The 21,653-nt window shown below is 70.0% G+C and carries 21 protein-coding genes; 3 read left to right on the top strand and 18 right to left on the bottom strand.

The window, feature by feature from the left end:
* Nucleotides 1-214 precede the first annotated feature (214 nt).
* Nucleotides 215-475 carry a 30S ribosomal protein S20 gene (gene rpsT, locus QE449_RS08180; protein WP_027505700.1) on the top strand — a complete coding sequence of 87 codons (261 nt, stop codon included), beginning with the start codon at nt 215-217 and terminating at the stop codon, nt 473-475.
* Between the two features lie 137 nt (nt 476-612).
* On the opposite strand, the gene holA is transcribed toward rpsT, so the two are convergent.
* From holA to QE449_RS08130, 10 genes are all read right to left on the bottom strand, one after another.
* Entirely contained in the window at nt 613-1,602 is a 990-nt protein-coding gene (gene holA, locus QE449_RS08175; RefSeq protein WP_027505699.1) for a DNA polymerase III subunit delta, read from the bottom strand.
* The gene (locus QE449_RS08170; protein WP_307108607.1) at nt 1,599-3,125 is read right to left on the bottom strand and encodes a ComEC/Rec2 family competence protein; all 1,527 of its coding nucleotides are present in this window, start codon (nt 3,123-3,125) and stop codon (nt 1,599-1,601) included. The genes holA and QE449_RS08170 overlap by 4 nt, the downstream gene beginning before the upstream one ends.
* On the bottom strand, nt 3,122-3,841 hold the full coding sequence (locus tag QE449_RS08165; protein WP_307092264.1) for a helix-hairpin-helix domain-containing protein: 720 nt from the start codon (nt 3,839-3,841) through the stop codon (nt 3,122-3,124). The genes QE449_RS08170 and QE449_RS08165 overlap by 4 nt, the downstream gene beginning before the upstream one ends.
* Before the next feature lie 77 nt (nt 3,842-3,918).
* Complete coding sequence (gene octT / locus QE449_RS08160; protein ID WP_307092262.1) at nt 3,919-4,641, bottom strand: diglucosylglycerate octanoyltransferase; 723 nt, start codon at nt 4,639-4,641, stop codon at nt 3,919-3,921.
* Nucleotides 4,641-5,282 (bottom strand): histidine phosphatase family protein, encoded by a 642-nt coding sequence (locus tag QE449_RS08155; protein WP_056445828.1) that lies wholly within the window; start codon nt 5,280-5,282, stop codon nt 4,641-4,643. The genes octT and QE449_RS08155 overlap by 1 nt, the downstream gene beginning before the upstream one ends.
* Nucleotides 5,279-5,734, bottom strand: coding sequence for a ribosome silencing factor (gene rsfS, locus QE449_RS08150; RefSeq protein WP_051613344.1), 456 nt, complete (start codon nt 5,732-5,734; stop codon nt 5,279-5,281). Before rsfS ends, QE449_RS08155 begins: the two co-directional genes overlap by 4 nt.
* A complete protein-coding gene (gene nadD, locus QE449_RS08145) occupies nt 5,731-6,477 on the bottom strand; it encodes a nicotinate-nucleotide adenylyltransferase (RefSeq protein ID WP_268788579.1) in 747 nt (248 codons plus the stop codon). The genes rsfS and nadD overlap by 4 nt, the downstream gene beginning before the upstream one ends.
* Nucleotides 6,478-6,535: 58 nt before the next feature.
* Complete coding sequence (locus tag QE449_RS08140) at nt 6,536-7,978, bottom strand: VWA domain-containing protein (RefSeq protein WP_307108606.1); 1,443 nt, start codon at nt 7,976-7,978, stop codon at nt 6,536-6,538.
* A gap of 3 nt (nt 7,979-7,981) precedes the next feature.
* Nucleotides 7,982-8,863 (bottom strand): MoxR family ATPase, encoded by an 882-nt coding sequence (locus QE449_RS08135; protein WP_027505693.1) that lies wholly within the window; start codon nt 8,861-8,863, stop codon nt 7,982-7,984.
* A gap of 41 nt (nt 8,864-8,904) precedes the next feature.
* The gene (locus tag QE449_RS08130; protein ID WP_307108605.1) at nt 8,905-10,182 is read right to left on the bottom strand and encodes a glutamate-5-semialdehyde dehydrogenase; all 1,278 of its coding nucleotides are present in this window, start codon (nt 10,180-10,182) and stop codon (nt 8,905-8,907) included.
* Between the two features lie 156 nt (nt 10,183-10,338).
* On the opposite strand from QE449_RS08130, the gene QE449_RS08125 reads away from it, so the two are divergent.
* On the top strand, nt 10,339-11,442 hold the full coding sequence (locus tag QE449_RS08125; protein ID WP_056446339.1) for an NADH:flavin oxidoreductase/NADH oxidase: 1,104 nt from the start codon (nt 10,339-10,341) through the stop codon (nt 11,440-11,442).
* A gap of 34 nt (nt 11,443-11,476) precedes the next feature.
* On the opposite strand, the gene QE449_RS08120 is transcribed toward QE449_RS08125, so the two are convergent.
* Complete coding sequence (locus QE449_RS08120) at nt 11,477-12,127, bottom strand: TetR/AcrR family transcriptional regulator (RefSeq protein WP_082544536.1); 651 nt, start codon at nt 12,125-12,127, stop codon at nt 11,477-11,479.
* Between the two features lie 74 nt (nt 12,128-12,201).
* On the opposite strand from QE449_RS08120, the gene QE449_RS08115 reads away from it, so the two are divergent.
* Nucleotides 12,202-13,548 carry a DUF3533 domain-containing protein gene (locus QE449_RS08115; RefSeq protein WP_222649340.1) on the top strand — a complete coding sequence of 449 codons (1,347 nt, stop codon included), beginning with the start codon at nt 12,202-12,204 and terminating at the stop codon, nt 13,546-13,548.
* On the opposite strand, the gene QE449_RS08110 is transcribed toward QE449_RS08115, so the two are convergent.
* From QE449_RS08110 to QE449_RS08080, 7 genes are all read right to left on the bottom strand, one after another.
* Entirely contained in the window at nt 13,483-14,469 is a 987-nt protein-coding gene (locus QE449_RS08110) for a D-2-hydroxyacid dehydrogenase (protein ID WP_307108604.1), read from the bottom strand. The two genes, QE449_RS08115 and QE449_RS08110, sit on opposite strands and share 66 nt — an antisense overlap.
* On the bottom strand, nt 14,466-15,668 hold the full coding sequence (locus tag QE449_RS08105; protein WP_307108603.1) for a M20 family metallopeptidase: 1,203 nt from the start codon (nt 15,666-15,668) through the stop codon (nt 14,466-14,468). The genes QE449_RS08110 and QE449_RS08105 overlap by 4 nt, the downstream gene beginning before the upstream one ends.
* On the bottom strand, nt 15,665-16,891 hold the full coding sequence (locus tag QE449_RS08100; RefSeq protein ID WP_027505687.1) for a PLP-dependent aminotransferase family protein: 1,227 nt from the start codon (nt 16,889-16,891) through the stop codon (nt 15,665-15,667). Before QE449_RS08100 ends, QE449_RS08105 begins: the two co-directional genes overlap by 4 nt.
* Nucleotides 16,892-16,896: 5 nt before the next feature.
* Nucleotides 16,897-18,081, bottom strand: coding sequence for a Xaa-Pro peptidase family protein (locus QE449_RS08095; protein ID WP_027505686.1), 1,185 nt, complete (start codon nt 18,079-18,081; stop codon nt 16,897-16,899).
* Nucleotides 18,082-18,163: 82 nt separating this feature from the next.
* The gene (locus QE449_RS08090) at nt 18,164-18,850 is read right to left on the bottom strand and encodes a GntR family transcriptional regulator (RefSeq protein ID WP_231476313.1); all 687 of its coding nucleotides are present in this window, start codon (nt 18,848-18,850) and stop codon (nt 18,164-18,166) included.
* Nucleotides 18,847-20,325, bottom strand: a complete 1,479-nt coding sequence (locus QE449_RS08085; RefSeq protein WP_051613385.1) for an NAD-dependent succinate-semialdehyde dehydrogenase — start codon at nt 20,323-20,325, stop codon at nt 18,847-18,849. The genes QE449_RS08090 and QE449_RS08085 overlap by 4 nt, the downstream gene beginning before the upstream one ends.
* Nucleotides 20,322-21,638 (bottom strand): aspartate aminotransferase family protein, encoded by a 1,317-nt coding sequence (locus tag QE449_RS08080; RefSeq protein WP_285185681.1) that lies wholly within the window; start codon nt 21,636-21,638, stop codon nt 20,322-20,324. The genes QE449_RS08085 and QE449_RS08080 overlap by 4 nt, the downstream gene beginning before the upstream one ends.
* Between the last annotated feature and the right edge of the window lie 15 nt (nt 21,639-21,653).

Genomic DNA, 21,653 nt, shown 5'->3' with positions numbered 1-21,653 from the left:
CCATGCAACCTCACGAGTCACGTGCACACCGACTCCCTGCAGCGAGATCACCGAATTGGGTTACCGGACCGACGCTGGTAGTCTCGTACGTCGGACGTGGGCACGCTCGTGCGCACCCACCGTCACCAGCTTTCACAAGCACTGCACGTACGGCTCGAGAGTGTTCCCCGGAGTCAGCCGTCCCGGACCGAGAAGAGACGAAGGATAACTACGCGTGGCCAACATCAAGTCCCAGGTGAAGCGAATCGCTACCAACGAGCGTCAGCGCCTGCGCAACCAGTCGGTGAAGTCGTCGCTCCGCACCGTGATTCGCTCCTTCCGTGAGGCGACCGAAGCCGGCGACAAGGCCAAGGCCGAGGAGATCCTGCTGACTGCGAGCCGCAAGCTCGACAAGGCAGCCAGCAAGGGCGTCATCCACAAGAACCAGGCTGCCAACAAGAAGTCGGCACTGTCGCTGGCCTTCAACAAGCTCTGATCTCTCCCGAGCCCTCGCGGCTCCTCTCGAGAGTCCCTGTGCAGTTCTTCTCGAGAGTTCCTGTGCAGTAGCTTGTCAGCACTACGCCCCGGGCGAGCACGATGCCCGGGGCGTAGTCGTGTGCCCGGGCGGCGCTGTCAGCGCGAACTCAGCCCCGCCACCACGTTCACTGCCCGTTCCACCGCGTAGTCCGCATCGGCGGCCTGGCCCTTGACGTCCGCGTTGAGCGCGGCCACCACCTGCAGTGCCTCGGCGATGCGCTGCGGATCCCACATGCGGGCCTGCGCCTGCGCCTTCTTGATCTTCCACGGCGGCATCCCCAGTTCGGACGCCATCCGGAACGGATCGCCGCGGCCCGCCGAACCGACCCGCGCCACCGTGTGGACGGCCTCGGCCAGTGCGTCCGCGAGCAGCACGTGCGGTGTGCCGCCCAGCATCGCCCACCGCAGTGCCTCGAGAGCGCCGGCGCGGTCACCCGACACGGCCTTGTCGGCGATGTCGAAGCCCGTGACCTCCGCACGGCCCGAGTAGTAGCGGCGGACGGCCGCGACATCGACCTTGCCCGCCGTGTCCGACACCAGTTGCGAGCACGCAGCGGCCAGTTCGCGGAGATCCGACCCCACCGCGTCGACGAGTGCGGCGATGGCGTCGGGAGCGACGCGTGTCTCCGAGTGGGAGCGGAACTCGGCCCGCACGAAGTCGACGCGCTCCGACGCCTTGGACAGCTTCGCGCACTCGTGGACCACGGCACCGGACTTCTGCAGCGCCCCCACCATGGCCTTGGCCCGGCCTCCACCCGAGTGCAGAACGACCAGGACCACACCGTCCACCGGCGTCGCCGCGGCGTCGAGAACCAGCGTCATCGCGTCCTTACCGGCCTCCGCGGCCGCCTCGAAGACGACCACGCGATCCTCGGCGAAGAGGGAGGGGCTGAGCAATTCCGCGAGCTCGGCGACCGTCGTGTCCCCCGCCCGCAGACGGTCGACCGGCACCTCGGCCCCGGCCCCCACCGTTGCCGCGCGCATCGCGGCCACGATGGACGACACCGCACGCTCGACGAGGAGCTCCTCGTCGCCCAGGACGAGGTGCAGGGGCTCGGGACGGGTGCTGCTCGCTGTCGAACTCACCGGTCGATGGTGCCACGGTGCGCCGACAGCCACCGACGCCGGACCATCACCGCCGCGCCCGCCGCGACGAGGACACATCCCCCGACGACGGCGGCGCCCCGAGGCCCGGTCGGAGTGAGCACCGTCGCACCGGGAGCGTCCGCCGTGTACGCGGCCACGGCCAGCAACCACCGCAGCGGCACCCACGCCACCCCGGCGACGACAGCCCCGGCCTCCACGCTCACGACGGCCACCACGGCCGCCAGCGCGCCGATCACGGTGACCGGCCCGACGACGGGTGCGGCGAGCACGTTCGCCGCCACCGAGTAGACGGAGAACGTTCCAGCCATGGCGGCGACCAGCGGTGCGGTCACCAGGTGCGCCGCCAGCGCCACGGCCACGGCGTCGAGCACCGGACGTCGGCGACCGGGCGGTGCGTCGGCGCGGCTCACCATCGCCGTCAGCACCGGGGCGAGCAGCACGAGAGCGACCGTCGCGGTCACCGACAGCGCGAACCCCCACGACACCGCCAGTCCCGGATCGACGGCCAGCAGCACCAGCACCGCGGTGCACAGGGCCGGCATCACATGGCGACGGCGGCCGGTCATCACCGCCAGCAGACCCAGCACACCCATGACCGCCGCACGCAGGACGCTGGGTGACGGTCTCGCCACCACGACGAACGCGACGAGGACGATTCCCGCGAGCGCCGCGGTGGTTCGAGGGCCGGCCGAGAGCAGCCGAGCGCCGAGGACGACACACCCGACGACGAAGGTGAAGTTCGCACCCGACACAGCGGTCAGGTGGGACATACCGGCCGCCGTGAACGAGTCCTGGACGGAGACGTCGAGTCCTGACCTGTCCCCCACCACCATCCCGGGGAGCAGCCCCGCCTCCTCACGTGGCAGAGCGATGGCAGCGGCCTCCGCGAGAGCACGTCGCACCACGCCCGACCACCGGAGCAGGGCCGGCGCGCTCCCCACCTCGGGTGGCCCGGTGGCACGTGCGACGGCATCCACCGCGCCCACACGATCGGGAGCCGCGAGCCGCGCCCGGAACGTCACCGACACACCCGGTTCCAGTGCCCGCCACGGATCCGGGGGCGCGAACACGGTGATCCGGGCCGACCCATCGACGACGGTGCCGCGCAGCGTCACTCGGCTCGCTCGTATCGGCACGAGCACCTGATCCGCGAACGAGCCCGTGATCGGACGTGGATCGTCCGTGACGACGCCCTCGACCGTCGCGTACGCACCGCGCAGCGCGCCCTCGCGGACCGGGCCCGTCGTCACCTCGTGCATCCGCAGGGACGACGTCGCCGCGAACGCCGCGGTGACGCAGCAGGCCGCCACGACGACGAGCATCACCAGCGATCCCGAGCCGTGCCGACGCCGGCACCACCAGCCGACGACCGCCACGAGCACGCACACCGCGGCCAGAGCCGCCGCGGGCCGCCACCCCGCGCCGACGGCCACCACGGTCGCAGCCCACGCCCCCACCGCACTCGGGACGAGCCGCAGATCTACGGCAGGTGCGTCGGTCACACCGTGACCAGGGGCGTCAGCTTCTCGAGCCGAGCGGGGCCGACGCCGCTCACCTCGGACAGCTGATCGACGGACGTGAAGCCGCCGTTCTCGGTGCGCCATTGCACGATCGCGCTCGCGGTCACCGGACCGACACCGGGCAGGGCATCGAGCTCCGCCTCCGTCGCCTCGTTCAGCGACACCAGACCCGGGGCCTTCCCGCCGGCATCGGACGACCCCTCACCGGCCACGGACACGGGTGCCGGAGCGAGCGGTACCGACCCCGTCGTCGACCCCACCACCACCTGGTCACCGTCCGACACCTTCGCCGCCCAATTGAGCCCGAAGAGGTCCGCGTCGTCCCGGCGCCCACCCGCGGCCGCGACGACATCGGCGATACGGGACTCGGGGGGAACGGTGACGAGTCCCGGGCGCATCACAGCGCCGAGCACGCTGACCACGACTCCCGCGGATTCCGGTGCCGACGTCGTCGGCGTCTCGGACTCGGTGATCAGAGGGGGAAGCGGCGGCACCGCGGTGACCTGCGGAGAATCTCGCATCACCACTGCCCCCACGGCGCCCACGAGAAGGACGGCGGCCACGGCGAGGGCACGGACGCCGCGGGACCCCGGATCGATCCGGAAGCGCGAGCCGACGAGACCCGCGCGGCGATGCACCGCGTCGGACCGGCCGCCGTCGGGGTCGGCCGGCTCGGGAGCAGCGATCTCGGGTGCCATGCCCGCGACGGTAGGCCCGGGCCAGGACGAGACGAGCCGCCGCCGGGCTCATCTGTGGACGGCCACGACCCTGTGGATCAGATGCGGGCGGAGGCGCGCACGGCAGCGACGACGGACTCGGCGACGCGTACGTGTGCGTCCCAACCCCAGTGAATGCCATCGGGATTCGCGTCACCGGACGCGATGTTCTCCTCGACGGCGGCCTTGAGGTCGACGAGCGGGAGATCGTGCTCCGCAGCCCACGCCGTGGTCGCCCGCACGGCCGGTTCGCGACCGGCGTGCACACGTCCGTAGGCGTCGCACCGATGTACCGACGGGAGCGTCGCGATGACGGGGACGTCCGGACGCACGGCCGCGAGGGCGGCCCGGATCTGTTCGAGGTAGTCCACGCTCAGATGCGGCGGCAGGGCCACCGGACGGCCGAGGTGCGAGAGCCGCGGCTGCAGCCAGCCGTAGGCGGCGCGCACACCGCGTCGCAGGACGGGCGGCCGGACGTAGCGGATCTGCTCGCGCAGAGCCGTCGGCAGAGGCGACGGAAGAGAGTCCATCCCGCCGGTCGCGAGAACCACAGCGCGGGCACGCGGTATCGACGCCCACACGCGAGGATCCTGGGTGAGAGCCCACCAGGCGTCGCGGCAGGTCCAGCCGATGCGACCGACGAGCTCGACGTCCCACCCCAGTTCGCGCGCGACGAGGGTGGGCCAGATGCGGGGATGATCGGCCGGCAGACCGCCCTCGGGACCGTAGTACGCGAGCGAATCCGCGAGGACGAGCAGGACCGGGCGATCCGCGGCGGACATCAGAGAACGTCACCTGCCACGGCGGCCGTCGCGTTCCACACGTCCAGGCGCCAGGAGACGTCGTCCGTTCCGTGTCCGGCGACCTGCACCCAGCTGGCATTCCCCAGTCCCCCGAGCACCGGCCACCGGTCGACCGGCAGATCGAGCAGTGCGGCCGTGAGCGCGGCGATGGTTCCACCGTGGGCGACCACGACGACGGGCGCCGTGGTCCACTCCGGGTCCTTCAGCAGCTCCTGGATCAGCGGCATCGAGCGCTCGGCGACGTCCACGCGCGACTCGCCGCCCGGCGGACGGAACTCGGCGTCGGCGCGCCACGATTCGCGGACGCCGGGTGAGACGTCGTCGACGTCGAGGTGCGTCAGCCCCTGCCAGTCACCGAGGTGCGTCTCGCGGAGCCGCTCGTCGAGCTCGACGGGAACACCCGTGGCCGTCGAGAGCGCGGTCGCCGTGTCGTGTGCCCGTCGCAGATCGGACGAGACGATGCGGTGTGGCTGCAGCAATGCCAACGCTCGAGCGGCGACCTCGGCCTGTGTGCGACCCAGTTCGGTCAGGTCGGTGTCGAGATGACCCTGCATGCGCGAGGCCGCGTTGTACTCGGTCTGACCGTGCCGGAGCAGCACCAACCGACGAACGGACGTCACTCGTCCGGTTCGGTGACGCGATCGACACCGTGGTCGAGGGCGTCGTCGACACCGTGATCGTCGGTGCCGTACTGCGTCGAGGTGTCCGTGGCTCCGAGACCCTCGATCTCGAGGACCGGGCAGTCCTTCCACAGACGCTCGAGGGCGTAGAAGTGACGCTCGTCGTTGTGGAGCACGTGGACGACCACGTCGACGTAGTCGAGCAGTGCCCATCGGCCCTCGCGGGTGCCCTCACGACGAACGGGCTGACTGCCCGCCTCGCGGAGCTTCTCCTCGATGTTCTCGACGATGGCGTTGACCTGGCGCTCGTTGGGTGCCGACGCGATGACGAAGCAGTCGGTGATGACCAGCTGGTCGGAGACGTCGAGGGCCATGACGTCGGCGGCGAGCTTCTCGTCCGCCGCGAGTGCGGCGATGCTGGCGACCCTGATGGCCTCGGGTGTAGCGCTCACGTGGTGTTCTCTCCTGGTAGGGCTGATGCGGTGGTGGCGGAAGTGCCGGTGTGCTGGGGTGCGGGCTCGGAGACGGTCGCGATGCCGTCGTGACGCTCCTCCCCGGCAGGGCGGTACAGGTCCCGCTTCGAGATGTACTGGACGACGCCGTCCGGCACGAGGTACCAGACGGGACGGTTCTCGGCGGCACGCCGTCGACATTCCGTGGACGAGATGGCCAGGGCCGGGATCTCCACGAGGGTCAGGACGTCCTTCGGCAACCGATCGAGGTACTCGGCCAGATGGTCGGCACCCAGTTCGTACCCGGGGCGGGACACGCCGACGAAGCGGGCCAGCTCGAACAGTTCCTGCCAGTTCTGCCAGCCGATGATGCTGCTGAGAGCATCGGCCCCGGTGATGAAGAACAACTGGTCACCGGGATGCTGGTCGGCGAGATCGCGAAGCGTGTCGACGGTGTACGTCGGCTTGGCACGGTCGAGGTCGACGCGGCTGACGGAGAAGCGAGGGTTCGACGCGGTGGCGACGACCGTCATGAGGTAGCGGTCCTCCGCCGGGCTCACCGTCCGGTCCTGCTTCTGCCAGGGCTGGCCGGTGGGAACGAAGACGACCTCGTCGAGCTGGAACCGGTCGGCGACCTCACTGGCGGCCACGAGGTGCCCGTGGTGAATGGGGTCGAACGTGCCACCCATGACGCCGAGACGTCGCGGGCGTCGGCCCTCGGGCGGCGTCGTCGGTTCCTGCACGAGTGACGACTCTACGTGGACCTGCCCCGAACAGAGGATTCGGCCGAACCGAGAGACGTCAGGATCCCGTGGGAAGGAGCCGCGACACGACCTCGGCCAGTTGCGCCGCCGACCGGCACTCGTGCATCGAGATCACCCGCCGATAGACGTCGGCGGCCGAGTCGCCGGTCCCCCACTGCGCCTTCGGCTCGGGGTTGAGCCAGTGCGCGTGCCGGGCGACGGTGACCATGCGGGCGAGGGACTCGGTGCGCGGATCGCGGTAGTTGGTGCGGGCATCGCCCAGGATCAACAGCGACGCCCGAGGACCGATGGCATCGAGGTGATGCGCGGTGAAGGTCTCGAAGGAGTGGCCGTAGTCGGAATGGCCGTCGTAGGTGATCAGCTCCGACTCCGTGATCATGCGCGACATCGACTCGGCGAGCGACGCGCGTCCGGCCGAGGCGTCGAAGAACCGGGTCACCTCGTCGGCGGTGTCGATGAACGCGAAGACACGCACTCGGGAGAACTGTTCGCGCAACGTGTGCACGAGCAGCAGGGTGAACTGGCTGAAGCCGGCGACCGATCCCGAGACGTCGCAGAAGATCACCAGTTCGGGCCGCGCGGTGCGGGGCTTGCGGTTGACCAGGTCGATGGGGACGCCGCCCGTCGACAAGGACTTGCGCAGGGTGCGCCGCAGGTCGATCGACCCCGCTCGCGACCGCCGTCGACGGGCCGCCAGTCGGCTCGCCAGGAGCCGCGCCAACGGAGCGACGTTCTTGCGGAGGGCCGCCAGTTCCGACTCGGACGCGCGGAGGAAGTCGACGTCCTCGACCAGGCGCGGGACGCCGTAGGACGCCACCCGTTCCTTGCCCAGCACCTCGGCGGTGCGGCGACGGGTCTCCTTCTCGATCATCGACCGGAACTCCGCGATGCGGACCGCGGCCGTCCGACGGGCCAGTTCGGACTCGAACTCGCCGGTCGTGGGTGCACCGGGACCGCTGGAGCGGCCGATCAGTCCGTCGAGAATCTTCGCCAGCAGCGTCGACGGCTCCACCGTGCGCAGCGTCTGGTATTCCGAGAACGACTCGCCGCGGCTGGAGCTGTACTTGCCGTAGGTCTCGACGATGTCGCCCACCAGGCGCTCGACCTGCGCCATGGCCTCCGCGGAACCGTCCGCGAGCAGCTCCGCCAGCACGTGTTTCAGAGCGTCGAGATCGACGGTGCCGTCCTCGGCGAGAGGCGGGCCGACCGTGTTCTCCTCGTCGGCGGTCCGCGCACCGATCGCGGCCGGGAACCACAGATCGAAGAGCGCGTCGAACGCGGGGCGATGGCCGGGTCGGCGCACCAGCGCGCACGCGAGACCCTCCCGCACCACCTCCCGATCGAGGATGTCGAGAACGGCCAGCACCGCGCCCGCGTCGACCGTCTCCGACGGGCCGACGTCGATACCGCGGCGACGCAGCGCCTCCACGAACCCCACCAGGTGTGCGGGGATGCCGGAGATGTCCACCGTCCCGGTCACGGGTCAGCCGAGTCGGAGTTCGGCGACGGCGCGGTCCTGATCGGAGCGGTGCTTGAGAATGACGCCGAGCGTCGACCGCACGGCCGTGTCGCTCACCTCGTCCATGCCCAGAGCCAGCAGGGTGCGGCCCCAGTCGATGGTCTCGGCGACCGACGGCAACTTCTGCAACTGCATGTCCCGCAACACCTGCACGATGCGCACCATCTGCTCGGCCATCGCCTCCGGCAGCTCCGGGACCCGGCTGGCCAGGATGCGCCGCTCCAGGTCGGCGTCCGGGAAGTCGAGATGCAGGAACAGGCAGCGACGCTTCAGCGCCTCCGACAACTCGCGTGTCGCGTTGGAGGTCAGCACCGTGAACGGCCGCCTGGTCGCCGAGATGGTGCCGAGCTCCGGCACGGTGATCGCGAAGTCGCTGAGCACCTCGAGGAGCAGGCCCTCGATCTCGATGTCCGCCTTGTCGGTCTCGTCGATCAGCAGCACGGTGGGATCCGATCGACGGATCGCCGTGAGCAGGGGCCGCGACAGCAGGAACTCCTCGGAGAACACGTCGTGGCGTGTCTCGTCCCACCCCGCGCCGGAACTCGACTGGATGCGCAGGATTTGCTTCGCGTGGTTCCACTCGTACAGTGCCCGCGCCTCGTCGACGCCCTCGTAGCACTGCAGGCGGACCAGTTCGGCTCCCGCGGCCTGCGAGACGGCGCGAGCCAGCTCCGTCTTGCCGACACCTGCCGGGCCCTCGATGAGCAGCGGCTTGCCCAGACGATCGGCGAGGAACACCGCCGTGGCGGTCGCCTTGTCGGCGAGGTACCCCGTGGCGGCGAGGCGGGTCGCCACGTCGTCGACGTCAGAGAAGAACGGAACGATGTCGGAGTACGTCTGCGTCACGCCGGGCCTTTCGGTTGTTCCAGAGAGGTGGTGGAGGCGGGTCAGGCCGGACGAATGTGCCCGTCGCCCTGCACGATCCACTTGGTCGAGGTGAGTTCCCGCAGCCCCATCGGGCCGCGGGCGTGGAGCTTCTGGGTGGAGATGCCGATCTCGGCTCCGAAGCCGAACTGCTCACCGTCCGTGAACGCGGTGGAGGCGTTGACCATGACGGCCGCTGCGTCCACCCGAGCCGAGAACGCCCGTGTGGCAGCGAGATCCGATGCCACGATCGCCTCGGTGTGTCCCGTGCCGTACCTGTCGATGTGCGCGACGGCGGCATCCAGGTCGTCGACGACGGCGAGGGCGATGTCGTCGGACAGGTACTCGTCGGCCCAGTCGTTCTCGGTGGCCGGAACGAGACCGGGAAGATCGCCGTGGACACGTACGCCGTTGTCCGACAACGCCTGCACCAGACGCGGCACCGCCACGTCGGCCACGGCGGCGTCGATCAGCACCGTCTCCGCGGCGTTACACACGCTCACTCGACGTGTCTTCGCGTTGAGCAGGATGCGCTCGGCCATCTCGAGGTCCGCGGACGCGTGCACGTAGACGTGGCAGTTGCCGACACCGGTCTCGATGGTGGGCACCGTCGCGTCGCGCACCACCGCCGAGATGAGGCCGGGCCCACCGCGCGGGATGACGACGTCGACGAGTCCGCGAGCCCGGATGAGGTGCGTGACCGTCGCTCGATCCTCGCTGGACAGGAGTTGGACGGCGTCGGCGGGAAGGTCCAGCGCCGACAGGGCCGCCCGCAGAACACCCACCAGCGCGGCGTTCGATCGCGCGGCGGAGGACGACCCCCGCAGGAGGACGGCGTTGCCCGACTTCAGAGTGAGCCCGAACGCGTCGACCGTGACGTTGGGCCGGGCTTCGTAGATCATGCCGACGACGCCGAGCGGCACCGCGAGCTGCCGGATCTCGAGTCCGTTGGGCAGGGTCCGACCCTCGAGGAGCTCCCCCACGGGATCCGGCAGAGACGCCACCTGGCGCAGTCCGGCGGCGATGCCGTCGATGCGGTCGGGGGTCAGCCGCAGTCGGTCGAGCTGCGAGGGCGGGGTGCCGGACGCCTCGGCGAGTGCGAGGTCCTCGCTGTTGGCGGCGAGGATCGCGTCGGCGGAGGCCAGGACGGCGTCCGCCGCGGCGTGCAGCGCGTCGTCCTTGCGCGCGGTCGTCAGCAGAGCGAGTGCGCGCGCGGCGACCCGGGCGCGGGCAGCAGCGGCGTGCACGTCCGCTTCGAGAGCATCGGGGGTGGACACCTCGGCGCTGGTGGTGGCAGTCACGCCGTCCAGGGTAGGTCACGCTCCCACCAGCCCGTACGCCCGAGCGCACCCGGGACGATCCGGCCGACGGGAATGATCGCCCGGCCGAATTGTTCGTTCATCCTGAGCGCTGTCGTCGTGGACGGCGCGCGTGTCGGACGAGACGAGGAGATGACTGTGAGCCTGCTGTTCGAGCCCTTGACCCTGCGTGAGGTCACCTTCCCCAACCGGGTGTGGATGTCGCCGATGTGCCAGTACTCGGCGGACGCGGAGGGACCCTCGACGGGCGCGGTCACACCGTGGCACCGGACTCACCTCGTCTCGCGTGCCGTCGGCGGCGTCGGCCTGGTGATGACCGAGGCGGCGTCGGTGAGCCCGGAGGGCCGCATCACGCCGTGGGACCTCGGCATCTGGAACGACCAGCAGGCGAACGCGTTGGCCGAGGTGGTCACCGAGATCCGGCAGCACGGCAGTGTGCCCGCGATCCAGTTGGCCCACGCCGGTCGCAAGGCGTCCACCGACGCACCGTGGCGTGGCGGAAAGCCGCTGGCGGCGGACGACTCCCTCGCGTGGGAGACGGTCGGACCCAGCGCTGTCGAGTTCGGCCACTACCCGGCTCCGCGCGAGATGACGACCGCGGACATCGACAAGGTCGTCGACGACTTCCGCTCCGCCGCGGTACGCGCGCTGGCCGCCGGCTTCGACGTGGCCGAGGTGCACGCGGCGCACGGTTACCTGCTGCACCAGTTCCTGTCCCCGGCCAGCAACCACCGGACCGACGAGTACGGCGGCAGCTTCGAGGGTCGTGTCCGCCTGACCCTGCGCGTGGTCGACGCGATCCGCGAGGTGTGGCCGGCCGACAAGCCCGTCTTCGTGCGCGTGTCCGCGACCGACTGGACCGGCGAGGAGCGCGGCGTCGACTCCGAGGCCTGGACGCCCGACCAGACCGTTCTGCTCACCCAGCAGCTCGAGGATCACGGTGTCGACCTCGTCGACGTCTCCACGGGTGGCAACGTCGCGAAGGCGTCCATCCCCGTCGAACCCGGCTACCAGGTGCCGTTCGCCCGGCGCATCCAGAGCGAGACGCGCATCCCCGCGGCCGCTGTCGGACTGATCACCGAGCCCAAGCAGGCCGAGGACATCATCGGGTCCGGCGAGGCCGTGGCCGTGTTCCTGGCGCGCGAACTGCTGCGCGACCCCTACTGGGCCCGTCGTGCGGCACGCGAGCTCGGCGCGGACATCACCCCGGCCACACCTCCGCAGTACGAGCGGGCGTTCTGAGTCAGCGCTCGCGCGAGAACGACCATGTGCGGAGTCAGCGCTCGCGCGAGAACGACCATATGACCGCGGCCACGAGCTCGAGGGCGAGTCGCGCGGGTACCGGGTTGGCCGGCTCGATCATCGCCTGGGCCATCGCTCCTTCGTAGGCGGCGACGACACCCCGACCGAGGGTGTCGTCGTCCACCGCCACCTCGCGCCCGTGGGTCGCGAGACCGTGAACGATCATGGGACGCAGGGCGTCACGGAGCGCGGCCCGGTGCCCGGTCACCACGGCCGCCAGCCCCGGGTTCCGCGCCGCGTGGGCGCCGAACTCCGCCATGAGTACGTGCCACGACACGTCGCCGACCAGTCCGCTCAGCGCTGCCACGACGATCTCCTCGAAGGACCGCCCGTCGGACGCGTCGTACTCCAGGGCGTCGACCACTCCGCGTACCCGCGTGATCAGTCCCGACGCCTGTCGCGTCCACAGTTCGAGGAAGACCTCGTCCATCGACGAGAAGTTCGAGTAGAACGCTCCGCGAGTGAATCCCGCTCGCTCGCAGATCTGTTCCGGGGTCGATCGCCCGAAGCCCCGTTCGACGAACACCTCGAGGGCGCCGTCCAGCACTCGCTCGCGAGTCTGTGCTCTGCTGCGAGTGGCGGTCCTGCCTGTTCTCGCGGTCACGTTGCCTGAAGTCGCCGCCATGATGCACTATCATATCGAACGAGACGATACAGATGTGTATCGGTCACCGAGAACTTGCCGACGGAAGGCCCGCCATGTCCCCCGAAGCCGCTGCGCCCGCATTCCGGCGCCCCACCACCTGGGTGCTGCCGGTCGTCGCGGTCTCCGTCGTCATGTCGCTGCTCGCGGCGCTGTACCTCGGCGGCATCCTCGACCCCAAGGAGAACCTCCGCCACTTCCCGGTGGCACTGGTGGTCAGCGACGAGGGCGACGTGCTGCCGAACGGTGAGCAGGCGAACCTGGGGCAGCAGATCGGCCAGGGCATCGCGGACGGCATCGACGCGGAGAAGATCGATCTGAAGCAGGTCGGTATCGCGGAGGCGCAGAACCTCCTCGCGAACGGCGACGTCTACGGCGCGATCGTCGTGCCGAGCGACTTCACCAAACGAGTGTCGATCCTGACGCAGGGCTCCGTCGTGGCGGGCGACATCGAGCGACCCATCGTGACGATCATGACCAATCCGCGTGCCGGCACACTCGGGTCCTCCCTCATGACCACCATCGGCGACACGGCGCTCGACTCCGCGAACGGCACTCTGGGAGAACGACTCACGACGCAAGTGACCGAGGCACTGCCCGCGGGCGCCACCCTCTCCGGGGCCGCGGCCCTCACACTGGCTGCGCCGGTCGACATCGTCGTCACTCCCTACGACCCACTTCCGGACGGCACGGGGCTCGGGCTGTCCGCCTTCTACTACGCCCTGCTGCTCGTGCTCGCCGGCTTCACCGGCGCGATGATCGCCAGCGCCCTCGTCGACGGCGCACTCGGCTTCGTGCCGCTCGAGTTCGGCCCCACCTTCCTGCAGCGTCGCCGATCCACCGACAGTCGCCTGCGCGTGCTCGCCGCGAAATGGCTGACGATGGTGGTGATCGGGTTCGTGGTGTCCGGTCTCTACGTCGCGATCGCCACCGCACTGGGCATGCCGATCCCGAATGCGCTGGGCCTGTGGCTCTTCGGAGTGCTGGCGATCTCGGCCGTCGGGATCACCGCGGTGTCGGTGCTGTCGATCTTCGGCACTCCGGGGCTGATCCTCAACCTCGTCGTCTTCGTGATCCTGGGACTGCCGTCCGCCGGCGCCACGATCCCGATCCAAGCGTCACCTGCGCTCTTCGGGTGGCTCGCGCAATTCGAACCGATGCATCAGGTGTATCTCGCCGTGCGCTCGATCCTCTACTTCGACTCACGCTGGAACTCGGGTCTCGCCCACGGACTCGGCATGACGCTGCTCGGGCTCGTCATCGGCCTGGTCCTCGGCGCTCTGGTGATCGCGATCTACGACCGCAAGGGATACGACCGGACGCCCGCGGTCACCGGGTCACCCGGCGACGAACCCGAGGGACTTGTCGACGACGTTGCGCAGCGGTCGGCCGGCCGCGAATAGTTCGGCATTCTCGGCGAAACCGGAGTAGAGCCGGTCGCGCCACCCCACGGTGTCACCGCTCATGTGTGCGGTCAGCAGCACGTGGTCGAGGGTCCACAGCACGTGCTCGGGTGGCAGCGGCTCGGTGTCGAACACGTCGAGGGCAGCTCCCCCGACGTGGCCGCCGCGCAGAGCGTCGACCAGCGCGTCGGTGTCCAGCAGTTCGCCACGACCCACGTTGATCACGCGCACCCCGGGATCGGCCGCCGCGAGCACGTCGCGGCCGACCATGCCCCGTGTCGACGGTGTCAGCGGTGCGATGAGAACGAGGTAGTCGGCGCCGGGCACCACCGACGCGAGATCCGCACTGGCGTGGACGGTTCCGAAATCCGCATCACCCGCACGAGCGCTCCGTCCGACCCCGGAGACGTCCATACCGACGGCACGCAACATGCGCGCCGTCGCCCGGCCGATACTGCCCGTGCCGATCACCAGAGCTCGACGCCCCGCGATGTTCTCGGTCTCCCGGCGCAACCATCGCGCCTGCCGGCCGAGTTCGACGGTGCCGCGCACGTCCTTCGCCAGAGCGAGCACGGACGCGAGCACGAACTCGGCGATCGGCACGTCGAACACCCCGCGCGCGTTGGTCACCACGACGTCGGACGCCGCGAGGTCGTCGAACAACAGCTTGTCCACCCCTGCTGCGGCGACGTGCACCCATTCGAGTGCGGAGCAGCGCGACCACTGGTCCCGGAGCGCCGACGAGAAGAAGTCCCACAGCAGGACCGCCTGCGCGCCGTCGACCGCATCGCCGAACGTGTCGGCGGTGGCATGCCGCACCTCGTACGAGGTGTCGAGTTCCTGCACCCGGTCGGGAAGGAGCCCGTCGTGCAGGACGGTGATGATCGGCCTCGCTCCGCCGTTCGTGCGGGAGGGGCTCACGGTCGCTGCTCCGTCATCAGTCGAGCGTAGGCCCGGGAGAGGCGAGCGACCTCGAGCAGGTCCACGGACTCGTCGGGCTGATGGGCCTGCGCCTCGAGATCACCGGGACCCAGCACGATGGTGGGCACTCCGAGGTCACGGGCCACGAACCCCCCGTCGCAGGACGCCGTCCACACCGCGGTCGACGGGTCCGGCGCACCCGTGGAGCGCAGCGCCGCCAGCGCCGACTCGACGAGCGGGCTCGACTCGTCGGTGAGGAATCCCGGCATCTCCATCTCGACGTACGCGTCGACGTCCAGATCCGTGACGAGGCGGGCCCGGCGGAGCAGGTCCGCGACGACGGCGTCCACGTCGTCGTCCGGCAGCAGGCGACGATCGATCTCCAGCCGGCAGCGGCCCGCGACGATCGACGGTCCGGTCCCACCGTCGATCCGGCCGACGTTCCACGACGCGGCGCCGAGCACCGGGTGCGGCACGGTGGCCAGTTCCGCGTGCAGCCCGTCGATCTCGCCCACGACGCGGGCCGCCGCGACCACGGCACTGCGACCGTTCTCGGGCCGGCCGGCATGCGCGCTCCGACCGGTGACGGTGAGCACGATGTTCGCCGCTCCGCGGCACCCGACGATCACGGTGCCGGCCGTGGGTTCCGCCACGACGCATCCCGTGAAGGCCGGAGGCCGGCCGTCATCGACCCTGAAGGCCGGAGGCCGGCCGGTCTGGTCGGTACGGTCGGACACCCATGCCCGGATGCCCAGGCCCGTGTCCTCCTCGTCCACCACGCAGGCGAGTGTCACGGTGCGCGCCGGGACCACACCGCGCCGGGCCAGTGACCCCATCGCGGCGAGTACCGCGGCGAGACCACCTTTCATGTCGCAGGCGCCGCGTCCCACGATCCGACCGTCGTGCACCCGCGAGCGGAACGGGTTCCCGCTCCAGCCCTCCCCGGCGGGCACCACGTCCGAGTGCCCGAGGAACAGCAGGCCCGGGCCGGGCTCGCCGGGAAGGACCACCTCGACGTTCGGCCGCCCCGGCGACGCGTCGGTGACGACGGTCTGCAGACCGAGACTCTCTGCGATGCGGCAGATCTCGGCCACCACGGCGGACTCGTCGGGACCGGCGTCGATCAGCGCTCTCGTGATCCGCTCGACCGTCGCGACGTCGGTCGACGCGCGATCCTGCTGGAGGTCGGCCGCCGTCACAGTTCGGCTCGGGCCGCGTCCAGCGCACCCGCCAACCGCTGCACCCCGACGTCGATGCGCTCGGGCGTCGAGGACGCGAAGCACAGTCGCATCGCATCGCCGAAGAGGCCGTTCGCGGACAGCGCCGGACCCGGGATGAAGGCGACACCGTGCGCGAGTGCGATCTCGAACAGCCGCCGCGTGTCCACAGCGGCGTCGTCACCCACCAGCGTGACCCACAGGAAGAAACCGCCCTCGGGATCGGTGGTGCGCACCCTCCCACCGAGGTGCCGCTCCAGGCTCGTCTGCATCGCGATCTTGCGGGGCAGGTAGATGTCCGCGAGGGACGCCAGGTGCTCGGTGAGCAGTCCCTGTCGCAGGAACTCGGCCACGATCCGCTGGTTCGGCACGTTGGTGCACGTGTCCATCGCCTGCTTCGCGTTGATGATCAACCGGCGAGCGGCGGGGTCCGCGTCCACCCACCCGACGCGCAGACCGGGGGCGATGAGCTTCGAGAACGTGCGTACGGAGAACACGAGCGGGTCGTCGGGAGCGAGCGCTCGCAGGCTCGGAACCGGATCTCCCTGGAAGCGGAGGTGGCCGTAGGGGTCGTCGTCGAGCACCACGGCGCCCCACTCGCGGGCGAGTTCCAGGAGCGCCAGTCGGCGCGGCAGCGACATGGTCGTCCCGGACGGATTCTGGAACGTCGGGATGGTGTAGATCATCGTGGGCAGTCGGCCCGCGCGGGCGACCGACTCGGGAAGCGCCTCGACGATCAGCCCGTCGGAATCCATCGGCGCCTCGAGGATGTCGCCACCGTAGCTGAGCACGGTCGCGGTGCCGTTCGTGTACGTCGGGCTCTCGACGATCACCAGATCGCCGGGGTCGACGAACAGCGTGCACGCGAGATCGAGCCCCTGCATGCCACCCGACGTGATGACCAACCGATCGGGAGACGTCGGTTCACCGAAGGCGTCGCAGAAGGCCACCAGCTGCTCGATCAGAGCCGGATCACCCTCTGTCGCACCGTAGTCGAAGGCATCTGCGGTCAGGACCCGGCCCGCGATCTCCGCCATCGCCGCGTGCGGAACCGCCTCGGCGGCGGGCGATCCCATGGCGAAGCGCACGATGTCGTGCTTCTGCGCGGCGAGCAGCGAGGTCGACGAGTCGATCATCGACCCGACGAGGTGATCGGTGCGCAGCGCCCACGGAAGCGTGGTCGTCTCGTACGTCTGTGCGTGCATGTCCGTCACTCCTTGACTGTCAGGCATCGCGGGTAGGCGGTGAAGGTGTCGATACCGGTGTCGGTGACCACCACTGACTCGGACACCTCGTATCCGTAACCGTCGAGCCACATACCGCCGATGACGTGGAACGTCATGTTGCGCTGCAGGATCGTGGCGTCGTCGCTGCGCAGGCTGATGGTGCGCTCGCCCCAGTCCGGCGCGTACGCGATGCCGATCGAGTACCCGATGCGGGAAGGCTTGTGAAATCCCGCCCGGCCCAGTTCACGGTTCCACGTCGCCGCGAGGTCACTGGTCTGCACTCCGGGCCTCATCTCCGCGAGCACGGCTCCGAGTGCGTCGTCGGTGGCGGCGGCGAGACCGGCCATGCGCGGGTCCGGTCGCCCGAGCGAGACCGTCCGCGCCATCGGGACGTGGTAGCGGCGGAACACCCCGGTCAGTTCCACCACGGTCGACTCCCCGTCCCGGAACGGCCGGTCGGTCCAGGTGAGATGCGGGGTGTCCGCACCCTCACCGGTGGGCAGCATCGGAACGATGGCCGGGTGGTCGCCGCCGAAGTCGTCCGTGCCGCGCACCTGCGCCGCGGAGATCGCCGCGGCGGCGTCGCACTGGCGCACACCGACGGCGATCGCGTCCATCGCGGTCGCCATGGCGCTCTCGCAGATCGCCGCCGCCCCGCGCATCAGCTCGATCTCGGTGTCCGACTTCACCGACCGCACCCAGTTCACCAGCTCACGCGAATCGACGAACCGGTACTCCGGCAGGCACTTCACGAGTGCTTCGAACGCCTTCGGGCTGAAGTAGTAGGAGTCCATCTCGAGCCCCACCTGGCCGTGCTCGAAGTTCGAGACCAGGCTCAGTCCGCGCAGCGTGTCGGCCACCCAGACGAAGGGATGGGTGTCCGGCCGTTGGACCAGGGTCTCCGGATAGCCGAACACCTGGTCGTCGGGAAGCCACGACGTGCGTGAGGCGCCGTGCGCGTCCATGGCGCGGGCGAAGAACAGCATGTCGCCCTCGGCCGGCACGAAGAGCACCTGCGGGGTGTAGAACGACAGGGCGTTGTAGGCCGTCAGATAGTAGATGTTCGACGGATCGGTGATCATGAGCGCCGCGAGACCCCGCTCGGCCATGACGGCACGCACGGCAGCGAGGCGGGAGCTGTGTTCGGCCGTACTGATCGTGTCGATCATGCTGTACCCCTGACAGTTTCGAGGTTATCCGGGTTCCTGGAGCGAGCGTAGGTGCTCGCACCCACGGGCGCAGCGCGAGTGACTACGCGGTCTCCGCCGACTCACGTAGCGACGCCGTCAGATCGTGCACGGCGGTGTCCATGTGTTCGCGCAGAGCAGGTTCGAGCCGGGCCCAGTCCTGCGCTCGCAGCAGATCGACGAGCAGCGTGTGCTCCTCGATCAACGCGTCGGGCCGGTGGTACGCGGTCTCGAGGTTGGCCATGCAGATGCGGGCCTCGGCGGCGAGCGTCGCGTACATCCGGCCCATCCGGCTGTTGCCCGTCGCCGCGACCAGTGCGGTGTGGAACGCGAGATCCCGCTCCGCCACCGACCGCCAGTCGCCCCGGTCGATGGCCGGCTGCATCTCGACCACGATGCGCGACAACGCGTCCGCGACGCGTCCGGAGTCACCACGCCGCAGAACGGTGAACGCGGCACCGATCTCGATGGCCGCGCGCGCCTGGTAGATCTCGGCGACGTCGGACTCACCCAGCTCGACGACGAAGACGCCGCGATTGCGGAAGGAGACGAGCAGCCCCTCCTGACTCAGCCGCTGCAGCGCCTCGCGAACGGGTCCGCGGGAGACGGCGAGTTCGGTCGCGACCGTCGCCTCGTGGACCTGCTCCCCCGGTGCGAACGATCCGTCGATGATGCGTTCGCGCAACTGGTCCGCGATGACGATCGACGTGGTGCGGGCGTCGAGAGGCGTCAGCCGTCGAGTGGCCGTCACAGCGTCCGCCCCGGCCGACGCGGCACGGCGAAGTACTTCACCTCGAGGAACTCGTCGATGCCGAGACGCCCGCCCTCACGTCCCAGTCCGGACTGCTTGACCCCGCCGAAGGGTGCCGCGGGGTTGGACACCAGCCCGGTGTTGAGACCGACCATGCCCACCTCGAGACGCTCGCCCAGATCGAAGGCCCGGTCGACGTCACGAGTGAACACGTAGCCCACGAGACCCCACTCGGTGTCGTTGGCGATGCGCACCACCTCGTCCTCGTCGTCGAAGGTGATGATCGCGGCGACCGGCCCGAAGATCTCGGTGTGCACGATCTCGGCGTCGGGTGGAACGTCCACCAGCACCGTCGGAGGGTAGAAGTATCCCGGCCCCTCCGGCGTGGCACCGCCGGTCAGGACTCGCGCCCCGCGTCTCACCGCGTCGTCGACGAGGCGCTGCACCTTCGCGCGGCCCTCCGCATCGATCAGCGGGCCGACCCGGACACCCTCGTGCGCACCGTCTCCCACGGTCAGCTCGGCCATCCGCGCGGTCAGCTGCTCCGCGAAGGTGTCGACGACGGACCGATGGACGAACAACCGGTTGGCGGCGGTGCAGGCCTCCCCCATGTTGCGCATCTTGGCGATCATGGCTCCGTCGAGCGCCGTCCCCAGATCGGCGTCCGCACAGACGACGAGGGGCGCGTTCCCGCCCAGTTCCATCGACGTCCGCATGACGGTGGACGCCGCCTGGCCGAGCAACAGCCTGCCGACGGCGGTGGAGCCCGTGAAACTCAGCTTCCGAGCCACACCGCTGCGCAACCACGGTTCGACGACGCCACCCGCGTCCGAGGTCGTGACGATGTTGAGGACGCCGTCCGGCAGTCCGGCCTCCTGAAAGATGCGGGCCAGAGCGAGCGAGGTGAGCGGTGTCTGTTCGGCCGGCTTGAACACCATGGTGCATCCGGCGGCCACAGCGGGCCCGATCTTGCGGGCACCCATGGCAAGCGGAAAGTTCCAGGGCGTCACCAGCACACACGGTCCCACCGGTACTCGTGTGACCACCATGCGCGTCGACCCGTCGCCGGTCAGGGTGTGATCGCCGGCGATGCGGACGGCCTCCTCGGAGAACCAGCGAAGGAACTCGGCTGCGTAGGCGACCTCGCCGCGCGCCTCGGCGAGCGGCTTGCCCATCTCGGCGGTCATCACGGCGGCGAGGTCCTCCGTCCGCTCGACCACGAGGTCGAACGCACGGCGCAGCACGACGCTCCGCTCCCGCGGCGACGTCGCCGCCCACGCAGACTGGGCGGCGCTCGCGGCATCGAGCGCCAGAGCGGCGTCGGCGGGCCCCCCGTCGGCGACGCGCGCGATGGTCTCGCCGGTGGCAGGGTTCTCGACGTCGAACGTGCGGCCGTCCACCGCGTCCCGCCATCGACCACCGATCAGAATGCTGCGATCGGCCACCGGCACGGGTCGGTCGACCGTCGTCGTCACGACCGAACTCCCAGCGCCGCGTCGCACGCCTCCGCGATGCGCTCGAGTCCCAGCTCGACCTCGTCCCGCGTCACCACGAGGGGCGGGATGATGCGCACCACGTTGCCCAGCGCACCGCACGTCAACAACAGGAGATCGCGGTCCAGAGCTGCCTTCTGCAGAGCGAGCGCGGCGCCCGGATCGGCGTCCCCGGCGTCGTCGACGAACTCGAATGCCGCCATCAGACCGAGCCCGCGGGCATCTCCGATCTCGTCGTGCCGAGCCGCGATCTCACGCAGTCCACCGAGAAGCTGCTCCCCGCGCAGACGGGCGTTCTCCACCAGGCCCTCGTCCTCGACCACGTCGAGCGTGGCGACGGCGGCCGCCGCGGCCACCGCGTTCCCGCCGTAGGTGCCGCCCTGCGATCCCGGCAGGGCGGTACTCATGAGGGCGGTCGAGGCGGCGATCGCGGAGATCGGGAAGCCGCTGGCGAGACCCTTGGCCGTGATGAGAACGTCCGGGGTGGAATCGGAGAACTGGTGACCCCAGAACTTCCCCGTGCGGCCCACTCCCGCCTGGACCTCGTCCACGATGAGCACGATGCCGTGCCGATCGGCTCGCTCTCGGAGTCCGTCCAGGAACGCCGGCGGGGTGGGAAGGTAACCACCGTCGCCCAGGACCGGCTCGATGATGAACGCCGCGGTGTCGGCGACGGCGGACACGGTCTGCAGCAGGTAGTCGAGCTCGCGCAAGGCGAAGGTCACCGCGGTGTCGAGGTCCCAGCCGTATCGGAACGCGTACGGGAACGGCGCGATGTGGACGCCGCCCATCATCGGAGCGAAGCCGGACCGGAACTTGGTCCCGGCTGTGGTGAGTGTCGCCGCGGCGACGGTGCGACCGTGGAAGCCGCCGTGGAACGCGATGATGTTCGGGCGGCCGGTGGCCATGCGCGCCAGACGAATCGACGCCTCGACGGCCTCGGACCCCGAGTTGGCGTAGAACACGCTGTCCAGGCCGACCGGCAGGACGGTGCCGAGCTTCTCGGTCAACTCGAGCAGAGGCGTGTGCATGACGGTCGTGTACTGCGCGTGGATGATCTTGCCGACCTGCTCGCGCGCCGCCGCGACCACGCGCGGATGGCAGTGTCCGGTGCTGGTCACGCCGATACCCGTGGTGAAGTCGAGGTAGCGGCGCCCGTCGGTCCCGGTGATCCAACTTCCCGACGCGTGATCCACGACGATGGGTGTGGCCTGCTTCAGGGCGGGCGACAGCCGAGCGGTGTGAGCACTGGTGGAGGCGTCGGCTGTTCGAGGCACGAATGCTGCTGCAGTCATGCCCTCACTGTCGAG

Source organism: Rhodococcus sp. SORGH_AS_0303, assembly GCF_030819335.1.
In the GTDB taxonomy this organism is placed as follows: Bacteria; Actinomycetota; Actinomycetes; order Mycobacteriales; family Mycobacteriaceae; genus Rhodococcoides.
This window is presented reverse-complemented; position numbering and strand designations above follow the sequence as displayed.